Source organism: Nonomuraea sp. NPDC003727 (assembly GCF_053586935.1).
Map to the genome: position 1 here is coordinate 215653 of NZ_JBSFNE010000003.1, position 13165 is coordinate 228817.

General features: G+C 71.5%; 10 protein-coding genes. 9 read left to right on the forward strand and 1 reads right to left on the reverse strand.

Going from position 1 to position 13165, the window contains the following annotated elements; all coding sequences use genetic code 11:
* Positions 1 to 330 precede the first annotated feature (330 nt).
* From ACWDLG_RS09770 to ACWDLG_RS09810, 9 genes are all read left to right on the forward strand, one after another.
* Positions 331 to 939 carry a superoxide dismutase gene (locus ACWDLG_RS09770; protein ID WP_354905717.1) on the forward strand — a complete coding sequence of 203 codons (609 nt, stop codon included), beginning with the start codon at positions 331 to 333 and terminating at the stop codon, positions 937 to 939.
* A gap of 70 nt (positions 940 to 1009) precedes the next feature.
* The gene (locus ACWDLG_RS09775) at positions 1010 to 2101 is read left to right on the forward strand and encodes a serine/threonine-protein kinase (protein ID WP_449917928.1); all 1092 of its coding nucleotides are present in this window, start codon (positions 1010 to 1012) and stop codon (positions 2099 to 2101) included.
* 35 nt (positions 2102 to 2136) lie between these two features.
* Positions 2137 to 3918 carry a protein kinase domain-containing protein gene (locus ACWDLG_RS09780; RefSeq protein WP_449917931.1) on the forward strand — a complete coding sequence of 594 codons (1782 nt, stop codon included), beginning with the start codon at positions 2137 to 2139 and terminating at the stop codon, positions 3916 to 3918.
* A gap of 44 nt (positions 3919 to 3962) precedes the next feature.
* Positions 3963 to 5351: a class II fumarate hydratase gene (locus tag ACWDLG_RS09785; RefSeq protein ID WP_449917934.1), complete on the forward strand. Its 1389-nt coding sequence runs from the start codon at positions 3963 to 3965 to the stop codon at positions 5349 to 5351.
* 439 nt (positions 5352 to 5790) lie between these two features.
* Complete coding sequence (locus tag ACWDLG_RS09790) at positions 5791 to 6180, forward strand: hypothetical protein (RefSeq protein ID WP_354905712.1); 390 nt, start codon at positions 5791 to 5793, stop codon at positions 6178 to 6180.
* Between the two features lie 66 nt (positions 6181 to 6246).
* The gene (locus ACWDLG_RS09795) at positions 6247 to 6999 is read left to right on the forward strand and encodes a 3-hydroxybutyrate dehydrogenase (RefSeq protein WP_449917936.1); all 753 of its coding nucleotides are present in this window, start codon (positions 6247 to 6249) and stop codon (positions 6997 to 6999) included.
* Complete coding sequence (locus tag ACWDLG_RS09800; RefSeq protein ID WP_449917939.1) at positions 6984 to 8813, forward strand: helix-turn-helix domain-containing protein; 1830 nt, start codon at positions 6984 to 6986, stop codon at positions 8811 to 8813. Before ACWDLG_RS09795 ends, ACWDLG_RS09800 begins: the two co-directional genes overlap by 16 nt.
* A gap of 107 nt (positions 8814 to 8920) precedes the next feature.
* On the forward strand, positions 8921 to 10195 hold the full coding sequence (locus tag ACWDLG_RS09805; RefSeq protein ID WP_449917941.1) for an MFS transporter: 1275 nt from the start codon (positions 8921 to 8923) through the stop codon (positions 10193 to 10195).
* Entirely contained in the window at positions 10192 to 11190 is a 999-nt protein-coding gene (locus ACWDLG_RS09810; protein ID WP_449917943.1) for an alpha/beta fold hydrolase, read from the forward strand. Before ACWDLG_RS09805 ends, ACWDLG_RS09810 begins: the two co-directional genes overlap by 4 nt.
* On the opposite strand, the gene ACWDLG_RS09815 is transcribed toward ACWDLG_RS09810, so the two are convergent.
* A complete protein-coding gene (locus tag ACWDLG_RS09815; RefSeq protein WP_449917946.1) occupies positions 11175 to 13160 on the reverse strand; it encodes a glycosyltransferase family 2 protein in 1986 nt (661 codons plus the stop codon). The two genes, ACWDLG_RS09810 and ACWDLG_RS09815, sit on opposite strands and share 16 nt — an antisense overlap.
* Positions 13161 to 13165: the final 5 nt, after the last annotated feature.

The following is a 13165-nucleotide window of genomic DNA, read 5'->3' on the forward strand; positions in this document are numbered from 1 at the left end:
TCCGGTGAACCCGTCTACTTTCATCATGACGCTCGACGCTGACAGTTTCGACGCGTTTTGCGGTAGTGAGGTTCACGGATTCAGCGTGCGTCAGGGCGCTGACGAACAGCTTGCAATCCGCTGACGCGACCACGATCGAGAGAGTCAAGCCACCTGCACGTGGGCGGGCGGGGCGGCCCCGCCCGCCCCACGCAGGGACCGAACTGATACCGCCATCATGTAGTAGTTGCGAATAACTTGCAAGAAGCGGAGTCCTAAGTCTCTGGACCGATGCAGGTGCGAACTCTTTGCAATAGTGTCGGGAGGGCGTTGATCACCTGGAGGTGGATCATGGGTGCCTACACCCTTCCTGACATGCCCTACGACTACGCGGCACTGGAGCCCGCGATCACGGGCGAGATCCTCGAACTGCACCACGCCAAGCACCACGCCGCCTACGTGAAGGGCGCCAACGACACGCTGGAGCAGCTGGCCGAGGCCCGCGACAAGGGCCAGTTCGGCGGACTGGTCGGCCTGGAGAAGACCTTCGCCTTCCACCTGTCGGGCCACGTGCTGCACTCGATCTTCTGGGAGAACCTGTCCCCCGACGGCGGCGACCGCCCCGACGGCGCGCTGCGCGACGCGATCGACGAGCACTTCGGCACCTTCGAGGCCTTCCAGAAGCAGCTGAGCGCCGCCACCACCGGCGTACAGGGCTCCGGGTGGGGCGTGCTGGCCTACGAGCCGCTCGGCGGGCGCCTGGTGGTGGAGCAGGTCTACGACCACCACGGCAACGTCGGCATGAACACCACGCCGCTGCTGGTCTTCGACGCCTGGGAGCACGCCTACTACCTGCAGTACCGCAACGTGCGTCCCGACTACGTGGAGAGGCTGTGGGACCTGGTGAACTGGAACGATGTCGCCAAGAGGTTTGCTGACGTGACGAGTCAGGCGGCTTGACCGAAGTTCGCAACTTTTTATCGGCCCGGCCTCTACTGGTCGGTTTCCGCAAATAGGTAAGCTGCCTGCCATGCGTGCGCCGTCCGGTTACCTCCTTGCCGCGCGCTATCGGCTTTTGGAGCCGGTCGGCCGCGGCGGCATGGGCACGGTTTGGCGAGCGCACGATGAGTTGCTCGACCGTTACGTAGCGGTCAAGGAAGTGCGCCTGCCGACGGTCCTCGACGAGGAGTTGCGCGCCGAGCTCTGTGCCCGCACCGAGCGTGAGGGCAGAGCCACGGCGATGGTCGCGCACCCCTCGGTGATCACCGTCTTCGACGTCGTCACCGAGGACGAACGGCCGTGGATCGTGATGGAGCTGCTCCAGGCCAGGTCCCTGGAGCAGCTCATCATGCAGGAGGGCCCGCTGCCGCCGCGCAGGGCCGCGGAGATCGGCAGGCAGGTGCTCGGCGCGCTGCGGGCCGTCCACGCCAAAGGCATCCTCCACCGCGACGTGAAGCCCAGCAACGTCCTGGTCACCGACGAGCGGGCGGTGCTCACCGACTTCGGCCTGGCGGCCATGGAGGGCGACGCCTCCATCACCCAGGCGGGCATCGTGCTCGGTTCGGCCGGCTACATCGCCCCCGAACGCGTGCTGGGCGCGAAGGCCAGCCCCGCGGCCGACCTGTGGTCGCTCGGCGCGACCCTCTACACCGCGGTCGAGGGCAGGGGCCTGCACGGCAGGCGTACGGCGGCCGCGGCGCTGGCCGCGCTCACCAGCGGGGAGCCCATCCCCATGGTCAAGGCGGGACCGCTGGCGCCCGTGCTCGACGCCCTGCTGAGGATCGACCCCGCCACCCGGCTCGACTCGGTGCGCGCCTCGCTCATGCTGGCCCGCGTCGCGGCCGGGGGCGCGGCGGAGGACCCGCTGGCCACCAGGAGCAGGATCCCCCGCCCAGGCCCGGTCCGCCGGCCCACGCACCGCGGCCTGCACCGGGCGGAGACGACCGCGCCGACCCCGGTGGTGCCGCTCCCCAGGAGCCACCGCAGACCGGGCGAGGGCGTGCACAGGAAGGTCGTCGAGCAGCGCCCCAACCCGTCCGGCTATGCCCGATTCATGGCCACTTTGATAAAGGTGTTCCTTCCACGACGCTGGTGGCCGCGCGAACTTCGCAAGCGCGGGTAAAGCGTTCTCCAAGCGGGAATAGATATCTTCTTCTCATGCCGGAACAGCAGAAGCGCCTGCTCGCGGAACGCTACGAGCTGATCACCCCGATCGGCAGAGGGACGATGGGGACCGTGTGGCGGGCCCACGACCGTGCCCTCGGCCGCGAGGTGGCGATCAAGGAGATCCGCCAGGACCCGGGGCTCACCGACGAGCAGCGCGCCGAACTGCGCGAGCGCATGGTCCGCGAGGGCCGCACCGCCGCGCGGATCAGCCACCCGTCCGTGGCCTCCATCCACGACGTCCTCATCCAGGACAACAGTCCGTGGATCATCATGGAGCTCGTCGAGGCCCGCTCCATGGAACAGGTCATCGAGGAGGAGGGTCCGCTGCCGCCCCGGCTGGTGGCCGAGATCGGCGTCGACCTGCTGGGCGCGCTGCGCGCCGCCCACGCGCAGGGCGTCACGCACCGCGACGTCAAGCCGGGCAACGTGCTGATCACCGAGAACGGCCGGGTCGTCCTGACCGACTTCGGCATCGCCAAGGTCGAGGGCGACACCCGCCTGACCAAGACCGGCATGGTGATCGGCTCCCCCGGCTACACGGCGCCGGAGCGGGCGCGTGGCGAGTACACCGGGCCGGAGTCGGACATCTGGTCGCTCGGCGCGACCCTGTACTTCGCCGTGGAGGGCAGGCCGGCCTACGAGCGCGCGACCGTGGCCGAGACGCTGGCCGCGCTGATGACCGAGAGCGCCGACCCGCCCACGCAGGCGGGGGCGCTGCGCCCGGTGCTCGAGGGGATGCTGCACAAGGACCACCGCCAGCGCCTGACCGCGGCCAAGACCGAGACCCTGCTGCGGATGGTGGCCGACACCCCGAGCAACGACATCCCGCAGGTGATGGAGGAGTTCGACCCCGACAGGACGATGGCCGTGCAGCGGCCCAAGCCCGCCCGTCCCCAGCCGGCCGAGCCGGTGGACGAGGGGGCCGTCGTCACCTCGAGGCTGTCCATCCCGGTGCGTGCCGACAAGCCGGTCTTCCCGCCGCCGGGCGCCGCCGGACCGCACGGCGAGCCAGGCGCGCCTGGAGCGTTCTCGGGGACGGCCGGGGCCGGGCAGCAGGGGCGGGGCGCGTTCGCGGGACCCGTGGCGCCGGAGGGCAGGGGCGCCTTCGCGGCACCGGCCGCCCAGGGCGGCCCCGGCACGCCGCCTACTGCCCAGGGCGGTCCCGGCACGCCTGCCGCCCAGGGCGGTTCCGGGCAGCAGGGTCCCGGTGGCCCCGCCGCTCCCGGCCCGCGCCCCGGCCAGGCCACCCACGGCCCAGGACAGGGATCAGGACAGGCTCCCGGGCAGGGATCCGGGCAGGGACACAGCCAGGGACCAGGGCAGGGACCAGGCGGGCAGGGCGGTTGGAGCCAGGGGCCGGGCGGCCAGGGCCCGGGTCCCGGGCAGGGGCCTGGTCCAGGTCATGGTGGTCCGGGTCATGGTGGTCCGGGTCATGGTGGTCCGGGTCATGGTGGTCCGGGTCATGGTGGTCCGGGTCATGGTGGTCCGGGTCATGGCGGTCCGGGGGTTCCCGGATACGCGGGTCCGCCGGGTGCCGCGCCGTACAACGGCATGCCTCCCGGACCGGGCGGCGTGGCCGTACCGGCTCGTCCCGGTGGGCGCGGGACCGACCACCCCGACCGGCAGCCGGGGCTGGGCACCGACCTGTTCGCGATCGCGGGCACGCCGGCGCCCCAGCCGGAGGCCAACAGGGCGGGCGTCCTCGTCCTCATCGGCGTCGCCATCGTGGCGCTGGCCGTGATCGCCATCCTGGTCATCGCCGCCATCTCCTGACCCCGGCATGTCGTGCTCGATCTGGATCGCACAGACTTGGACACATGAGTGAATTCCGGATCGAGCACGACTCCATGGGTGAGGTCCGCGTCCCCGTCGACGCCCACTGGCGCGCCCAGACCCAGCGAGCCGTGGAGAACTTCCCCATCTCGGGTCGCCGCCTGGAGCCCTCTCACATCGCCGCCCTCGGCCTGATCAAAGCGGTGGCCGCCGAGGTCAACGCCGAGCTCGGAGTCCTCGACAAGGATCTGGCCGAGGCCATCGCCCAGGCCGCCGCCGACGTGGCGGAGAACGAGTACGACGAGCACTTCCCCATCGACGTGTTCCAGACCGGCTCGGGCACCTCGTCGAACATGAACACCAACGAGGTCGTCGCCACGCTGGCGCAGGCGCGGCTCGGCCGTCCGGTGCACCCGAACGACCACGTCAACGCCTCGCAGTCGTCCAACGACGTCTTCCCCACCTCGATCCGCGTGGCCGCCGCCACCGAGGTCGTCTTCCACCTGGTGCCCTCGTTGCAGCACCTGGCCACCGCCCTGCGGGCCAAGGCGACGGAGTTCGCGCAGACCGTGAAGTCGGGCAGGACCCACCTCATGGACGCCACCCCCGTGACGCTCGGCCAGGAGTTCGGCGGCTACGCCGCCCAGATCGAGCACGGCGTCACCCGCGTCCAGTCGGCCCTCGCCCACGTGGTGGAGCTCCCGCTCGGCGGCACCGCCGTCGGCACCGGCATCAACACCCCTCCCGGTTTCGCCGCCAAGGCGATCGAGAAGCTCAGCCAGGCGACCGGCATCACGTTCGTCGAGGCCCCTGACCACTTCGAGGCCCAGAGCAGCCAGGACGCGATCGTCGAGCTCTCCGGCCAGCTGAAGGTCGTCGCCGTCTCCCTCAACAAGATCGCCAACGATCTGCGGTGGATGGGCTCGGGACCGCGGGCCGGGCTCGGTGAGATCAACCTGCCCGACCTCCAGCCCGGCTCCTCGATCATGCCGGGGAAGGTCAACCCGGTGATCCCCGAGGCCGCGGCCATGGTGGCGGCCCAGGTCATCGGCAACGACGCCGCCATCACCTTCGCGGGCGCCTCGGGCAACTTCGAGCTGAACGTCATGCTGCCCCTGATCGGCAGGAACGTCCTGGAGTCGATCCGCCTGCTCGCCAACGTCTCCCGCCTGCTGGCCGACCGGTGCGTGACCGGGATCACCGCCAACACCGAGCGGCTGCGCGAGTACGCCGAGTCCTCCCCCTCGATCGTCACCCCGCTCAACCGTCACGTCGGCTACGAGGAGGCCGCCAAGATCGCCAAGCAGGCGCTGGCGGAGCGCAAGACGATCCGCGAGGTGGTCATCGAGCGCGGCCACGTCGCCAACGGCACCATCTCCGAGGCCGAGCTGGACGCGCTGCTCGACGTGCTGTCGATGACCGGGCCCTCCTGAGGGACGGCGGGACCGCCCCACCCCGCGGGTCCCCGTGACCCGGCGCGGGGTAAAGGTATTTCCCGGCAAATCCCAACGTTCCCCCCGGGCTGCGATAACGATTCGCCAACGCCGCCATCCGATCCCCCCATCACGTCGTCAGAGGAAGGCATCGACCCTCTGGCGAAAGGCAGGACGCCCCCGTGCAACAACCGGATTGCGTTTCGCGCGCGAGCGAGGGCGGCACCGGCGACCGGGGTATCGATGCCGGTGGTTCCGCCTCGCGTCCGCGGGGCGCCGAGGGAGGCGGTGTGGGCACCCCAGGACTGCACAGGTCCGCTCAGCGCGGCCCGCCGACGCGGCATGAGGTTCCGAGCTTCGACACCATCCCCTGAAGGAGCGAAAGGAGGAGTGGCGCCGCCCTGGCCGTGGCGGTGCCACCAACCAGATGAAGATCCTGATGCTTCGCCTCATGCAGGCCATGCGCCACGCCAGGGCCAAGGACCTGACGAGGCACCTGTCGGCGACGCCGCTCGAACACATCTACGCCCGGTTCGGGCGTGACATCCTCGCCCAGGCCGCCCAGGACCGCGCGCTCTCCGACGCCATCGCGCGGGAGGTCGCGGAGATCGACAGGTCACTGGAGGAGGAGGGCGTGGATCCCACCCCCGTCGAGCTGCGCTCCTTCCTCATGGGCTACGGCCAGGGCGTCATCGACTCCGCGGTGATCCGGCCCGACCTGGTCGCCAAGGACACCAGCTGCGGCAGCGTCTACCCCAGCTCGGTGGTGAAGCTGGGCGCGCTGAGCCAGAAGGCGTTCGCGGGCGGCCTCATCAAGATGTCCACATAGTGCCGCGAAAAGGTATGTGGGCGGCCTCCATGTGCCGTCGGCGGAGGAGGGTCTAGGGTCCGAGGCATGACCGACGAGCTGACCGGGCGGACCGCCCTGGTGACGGGGGCGGGTAGCGGGATCGGCAGGGCGTGCGCCGTCCGGCTGGCGGCCGCGGGCGCCAGGGTGCTGGTCGTGGACATGTCGCGGGAGTCCGCGGAGCGCGTGGCGAAGCAGACCGGCGGCGTCGCCGTCGTCGCCGACCTGTCCGACTCCCGCTTCCTGGACGCGCTGCCCGACGAGCCCGTGCACATCCTGGTGAACAACGCGGGCTTCCAGCACGTGGCGCCGATCGAGGAGTTCCCTCCGGAGATCTTCTCCAAGATCGTCAAGGTCATGCTGGAGGCCCCGTTCCTGCTGGCCAGCCGGGTGCTGCCGGGCATGTACGCCGCAGGCTGGGGCAGGATCGTCAACATCTCCTCCGTCCACGGCCTGCGGGCCTCGCCGTACAAGGCGGCGTACGTGGCCGCCAAGCACGGCCTCGAAGGACTGTCGAAGGTGATCGCGCTGGAGGGGGCGGCCAAGGGTGTGACCTCCACCTGCGTCAACCCCGGCTACGTGCGCACCGAGCTGGTGGAGAGGCAGATCGCCGCCCAGGCCGCCTCGCACGGCATCCCGGAGTCCGAGGTCGTGGAGCAGATCATGCTCGCCCCCGCCGCGATCAAGCGCCTGATCGAGCCCGAGGAGGTCGCCGAGCTGGTCGCCTACCTGTGCGGGCCCGCCGGGTCGTTCGTCACCGGAGTCTCCCTCCCCCTGGACGGCGGATGGACGGCTCGCTAGCGTTCCTCGATCTGCTGGCCCGTGAGGCGCCGGCGGTCGAGTTCGAGGGCCCGATACTCAAGGCCAGGGCCGAGGGCGCCGGCCCGCGGGCGCTCGAGGAGCTCGAGGAGGCCAAGCTGGCGGCGCTCAAGGTCCGCGCCCTGCTGCGGCGCAGGGCCAGGCGTGAGGCCGAGCTGAGCGCGCTCTACGACACCGCGGGCGACCTGGCCGGGCTGCGCGACCTCGACGCCGTGCTGGAGGCGATCGTCCACCGGGCCAGGCAGCTGCTGGGCACCGACACGGCCTACATGACGCTGCACGACCCCGAACGCGGCGACACCTACATGCGGGTCACCGACGGCTCGATCTCGGCCGCCTTCCGCTCGCTCAGGCTCGCGATGGGCGCGGGGCTGGGCGGCCTGGTGGCGCAGACGGCGACGCCGTACTCCACGGCCGACTACTTCGCCGACGCGCGCTTCCGCCACACCACCGACATCGACGAGGCGGTCAAGGAGGAGGGCCTGGTGGCCATCCTCGGCGTGCCGCTGCGCCTCGGGCAGCGGGTGATCGGCGTGCTGATGGCGGCCAACCGCAGCGCGCGGCCGTTCGCGCAGGAGGAGGTGGCGCTGCTGGCCAGCCTGGCGGCGCACGCCGCGGTCGCGATCGACAACGCGCGGCTGCTGCAGGAGACGCGCAACGCCCTGGAGGAGCTGTCCCACGCGCACCGGACCGCCAGGGAGCACAGCGACGCGGTGGAGCGCGCGGCGCTGGCCCACGACAGGATGACCTCGCTCGTGCTGCGCGGCGGCGGCATCGAGGACGTGGCGGCCGTGGTGACGGAGGTGCTCGGCGGCACGCTGGCCGTTCTCGACGAGACGGGACGGCCGCTGGTCGGCGAGGTGGAGCAGGGTGTCCTCGACGCGGCGGTGCCGGGCAGGACCGTGCGCAGGGGCGACCTCATGGTCACCGCCAGCGCGCCGCTGTGCACGCTGGTGCTGCGCAGCGACCCGCACCACAGGGACGCCGCCGACGAGCGCATCCTCGAACGCGCGGCGCTGGTCTGCGCCCTGCTGCTGCTGTTCCGCAGGAGCGTTGCCGAGGCGGAGGGCAGGGTACGCGGCGAGCTGCTCGACGACCTGATCTCCCGGGCCGCCGAGGATCCCCAAGGGCTGACCGACCGCGCCCGCCGGCTCGGCGTCGACCTGGCCGCGCCGCACGTGGTCGTGGTGGCCAGGCACGAGGGGCAGCGCGAGCGGGCCGCCTTCTGGGCCTCCTCGCAGGCCACGCTCTCCGGCGGGCTGGCCGCCGCGCGCGGCCAGGAGGTGGTGCTGCTGCTGCCCGGCACCGATCCGGGCGCGCTGGCGCAGCGCGTCGCCGCGGAGCTGACCGTCTCGCTCGGCTCGTCCGCCACGGCGGGCGCGACCGGCCCGATCAGCGACCCGACGCAGGTCCCGCGCGCCCACAGGGAGGCGCTGCGCTGCGCCGAGTCGCTGCTGGCGCTCGGCCGGGCCGGCGACGGCGCGAGCGCCGCCGAGCTCGGCTTCGTCGGGCTGCTCATCGGCGAGGGCCGCGACGTGGGCGCCTTCGTCACCGGCACGCTCGGGCCCGTCGTCGACTACGACGAGCGCAGGGGCACGGCGCTGCTGAAGACGCTCGCCGCCTACTTCGGCTCGGGCGGCTCCCCCTCGCGCACGGCCGAGGTCATGCACATCCACGTCAACACCGTCACCCAGCGCCTGGACCGCGTCGCCCAGCTCCTCGGCGACGGCTGGCAGGAGCCGGAGCGGGCGCTGGAGATCCAGCTGGCGCTCCGCCTGCACCGCCTCAGCGGCTGACCCACATATCACCCCCGCCGAGTATGGGGCGCGCGCCCATATGAGTGATGCCGGTCACTCCTTACCGTGAGCAACAACCCCCCACTCCCCCAGACAGGCGAAAGCTCATGAGCATCAAAAAGATCGTGGCCGCGAGCCTGATCGGCACCACCATCGAGTGGTACGACTTCTTCCTGTACGGCTCGGCCGCGGCCCTCGTGTTCAACAAGCTGTTCTTCCCCGAGTCCGACCCGCTGACCGGCACCCTGCTGGCCTTCCTCACCTACGCCGTCGGCTTCGTCGCCCGCCCCCTCGGCGGCCTGGTCTTCGGCCACTTCGGCGACCGGCTCGGCCGCAAGACGCTGCTGGTCATCAGCCTGCTCATGATGGGCATCGCGACCTTCCTGATCGGCTGCCTGCCCACCCACGCCGCCATCGGCGCGGGCGCGCCGGTGCTGCTGACCGCGCTGCGCCTGGTGCAGGGCTTCGCGCTCGGCGGCGAGTGGGGCGGCGCGGTCCTCATCGTCTCCGAGCACGGCGACTCCAGCCGCCGGGGCTTCTGGGCCTCGTGGCCGCAGGCCGGCGCGCCGGGCGGCAACCTGCTGGCCACCGGCGTGCTCGCGCTGCTGGCGGCCTTCCAGTCCGACGAGGCGTTTTTGTCCTGGGGTTGGCGGGTGCCGTTCCTGCTGTCGGGCGTGCTGGTGCTGATCGGGCTGTGGATCCGGCTGTCCATCAGCGAGTCGCCGGTCTTCCAGCAGGCCCCGCCCCTGGAGGACAAGACGCCGCTCGCGGCCGTGCTCAAGTACCACTGGCGGGACGTGCTGATCGCCATCGGCGCCCGCATGGCCGAGAACATCTCGTTCTACCTGATCACCGTGTTCGTCATCACCTACGGCACGACCGTCGTGAAGCTGGACAAGCCGACCATCCTGAACGCCGTGCTCATCGCCTCGGCGATCCACTTCGTCACCATCCCGCTGTGGGGCGCGCTGTCGGACCGCGTCGGCCGCCGCCCGATGTACCTGGTGGGCGCGGCGGGCGTCGGCGTGTGGATCTTCGCCTTCTTCCCGCTCATCAACACCGGCGGCTTCCTGGCCATCACGCTGGCGGTGACCGTGGGCCTGCTGTTCCACGGCATGATGTACGGCCCGCAGGCCGCCTTCTTCTCCGAGCTGTTCGGCACCAGGATGCGCTACACCGGCGTGTCGATCGGCGCGCAGCTGTCGGCCATCGTGGCGGGCGCGCTGGCCCCGATCATCGCCGTCAAGCTGCTCCAGGACTTCGGCACCTGGGTGCCGATCGCCGTCTACCTGGCCGCAGCCGCGGCCCTTACGCTGTTCGCCGTCTACGCCGCCCGTGAAACGCAGGGCAGCGACCTGGCGGAAGGAAAGGTCGTCGCATGAAGGTCACCACCGCACGGCTCACCCACAACGTCCTGACCGGACCGCGCGACGAGGGCGAGCCCGTGCTGTTCGTCCACGGCAACGTCTCGTCGGCGGCCTTCTGGCGCGACAGCCTGGCCGCCCTGCCGGAGCCGTACCGGCCGCTGGCGGTGGACCTGCGCGGCTTCGGCGACAGCGATCCCGCGCCGGTCGACGCGACGCGCGGCCTGCGCGACTTCTCCGACGACCTGGCCGAGCTGATCGAGGCCATGGGGCTGGGCCCGGTGCACCTCGTCGGCTGGAGCATGGGGGGCGGCATCATCCTGCAGCTCCTGCGTGACCGGCCGGCGATGGTCCGCTCGCTCACCCTGGTCAACCCCGTCTCCCCGTACGGCTACAGCGGCACGGAGGGCGCCGAGGGCCTGCTCACCCACGCCGACGGCACCGGGTCGGGCGCGGGCGCCGCGAACCCGGACTTCGTCGCCAGGCTCGCCGCGGGCGACCTGTCGGACGAGGCGCCCACCTCGCCCCGCGTGGTCTTCCGCTCGGCCTACGTCGCCAAGCCGGTCGCCGACGAGGACTTCTACGTCGCCTCGATGCTGTCCACCAGGGTCGGCGAGGACAACTACCCGGGCGACGCCGTGACGTCCGAGGGGTGGCCGGGCGTGCGTCCGGGCACCCGCGGCGTGCTCAACGCCCTGGCCCCGGTCCACTTCCGCATCGACGACCTGCACACCGTCGACCCCAAGCCGCCCATCCTGTGGATCAGGGGCGCCGACGACGTGATCGTCGCCGACGGCTCGCCGTTCGACCTGGCCCACCTCGGGCAGCTCGGTGTCGTGCCCGGCTCGCCCGGCACCCCGGCGCAGCCCATGGTCGCCCAGACCAGGGCGGCGCTGGAACGCTACGGCGACTACCGCGAGGTCGTGCTGGCCGACTGCGGCCACAGCCCCCACATCGAACAGCCCGAGGAGTTCCGCGGGCATCTCGTGGAGCACCTTCAGTCGCGCAGGTAACGGTGCCTGCCCGCCCGTGCCAGCCGTACGGCGTGCCGTGCGCCTGGCACGCGACGGGCCAACCTGCGCAGCAGCGTGTCGCCGCCCATGGGGTCGCGCGGGAGTTCGACGGGCGCGGTCGGCGTGACCTGGATCCTGCCGCCGTGCACCTCCAGCGCGAAACGCAGCCCCGTCTCCTGCTCGTCGGTGCGCAGCGACGACGTCCACCTCCCTGGGCCGATCTGGTCCTTGCCGGGCAGCCGGGCCATGGGCACCTTCGCGATCAGCTGCCCCGCGGTCTTGCCGGGCAGCCCGGGCTCGACCAGCGCGGGCACGCTGACCTCCCGTTTGCGGCGGCCGGTGCCGCGCAGCACGAGCTCCATGGCGGGCCCGCCGCTCGGCGGCACGTACGGCACCGGCACCACCACGTAGACGTGGCCCTCCCGCCTGGTGACCGTCGTGCCGCGGGAGACGAGCGCGATCGAGTCGGCGAACGTCCGCGGCTCGATGCACAGGCTGAGCTCGCCGTCGTCGCTCCAGCACGGCACGATCAGCCGCCGCCGCGGCCGCTCGGCCAGCACGCCCAGGCAGGTGGACGGTTGCCCGTCGGCGTGCCTGACCCTGGCCGACGCGCGGTGCGCCCCGCCGTACATCCTGACGTGGACCGCCCAGAGGCCGGACGGCAACGCCTCGCCGAGCGCGGCGGTGGCGACGTCCAGACGCGCCTGCCCGTGCACCTGGACCCTGACCCTGCCGCGTTCCCTGATGCGCACGACCTCGCAGACCACCGGGACGAAGTAGACGTCGCCGGTCTTGTCGTGCTTGACGTAGACCTCGATGTGGGCCCGTTCGACGGCCTCGGTGACGTCCGTGACCGAGTCGGGCAGCAGCGTCTGGTCGACCGAGCCGGGCGGACGCCAGTACAGCCGGCCCTCCTCCTCGCGGAATCTCGCGGGCTCGTCTGCGGAGGTGTGGATCTCCACCTCGAGGCCGAGCTCCAGCACCTCGTCCGACCAGCGCACGTCGCCCAGTTCGGCCCACAGCTCGGCGCGCCGCGACTCGTTGGCGAAGCTGACGAGCTGGTCCAGGCGGCCCGCGCGCATCATGGACGCGACGGCGCGCAGGTGGACGGGCAGATAGCGGTCCAGCCGCTCGGGGAACCGCTCCATGATCAGTTCCCTGAACATCGTGAAGATGAGGCCCCTGTCGACGGACGACCCGGCGAACCTGGGGCTGAGGAACGGCCGCAGCACCATCGAGCGGAACCAGTAGGCGTAGATCCGGTCGCGCTGCCGCCCCTCCTCCGTGCCGCTGTCGATGACGTCGAGCAGGGCGCGTAGCTCGGTGAGCACGACCGGGGGGTCGTCCGGCTCCTCCCGCTGCTCGCCCAGGTGGCAGCACACCTCGTCGGCCAGCACGGCGATGACCTTGGCCCGCAGGTAGGCGGCGAGCGAGAAGGCCTGCTCGGCCACCTTCCCCCCGGACACGGCGAAGCCGAGCCGTTCCTCCTCGAGGAAGGCCCTGCGGTAGAGCTTGTGCGGGGTGAGCAGGGTGAGCAACCGGTCGCGCAGGATGTCGGCCCGCTCCCGGTTGGCCTCGAAGGCGACCATCGGCGGCCCGTCGTCCCTGACGAGCCGGCCGACCAGCACGTCGGCCTCCGTCTCGACGGCGCGCTCGTGCATCAGCGCCAGGGCGTCGCGCTCCAGCCGGTCGGCCTGGTCGAGCAGGTAGACGTAATCGCCCCTGGCGCTGGCCATGCCCACGTTACGGCCGCGCATGGCCGAGCCCGTGCGCGGCAGGTGCAGGACGCGCACGTTGCGCCGCACGGAGGCGACCGTGTCGAGCCGCTCGGCGGTGCCGTCCGTGGAGCCGTCGTCCACGAAGATCACTTCGTACTGGTCCTGCGGCAGCGTCTGCTCGAGCACCGAGCGGATGCACGCGTCGGCTGTATCGCCTGGATTGTGGACATTCACGATCACGCTGACCTTCACACGGT